The sequence below is a fragment of the Candidatus Symbiothrix dinenymphae genome (assembly GCF_001431085.1).
Map to the genome: position 1 here is coordinate 1 of NZ_BBRU01000543.1, position 255 is coordinate 255.

The 255-nt window shown below is 54.9% G+C and carries 1 protein-coding gene; it reads left to right on the forward strand.

Annotated elements, in window-relative coordinates; all coding sequences use genetic code 11:
- Positions 1-255 (forward strand): YDG domain-containing protein (locus ASC50_RS05565; protein WP_158648508.1); only part of this gene is annotated, 255 nt, incomplete at both ends.

Sequence of the window (255 nt, forward strand, 5' to 3'; positions counted from 1 at the left end):
AAAACTACGATGGCACCACCACCGCCACCATTACAGCATCCGGCACTGTTGTTGGCACAGTAGGCTCGGATGATGTAGGCGTATCAAACGGCATGGCTACTTTTGCAGACAAGAATGCGGGCACGGGTAAAACGGTTACATTCAGCGGTTTCGCGCTCACAGGGGAGGATAAGAACAACTACACGCTGCAAGCACAGCCCACCGCCGTAACGGCAACGATTAACAAGGCACCCCTCACGGTGAGTTCGGCTGCGA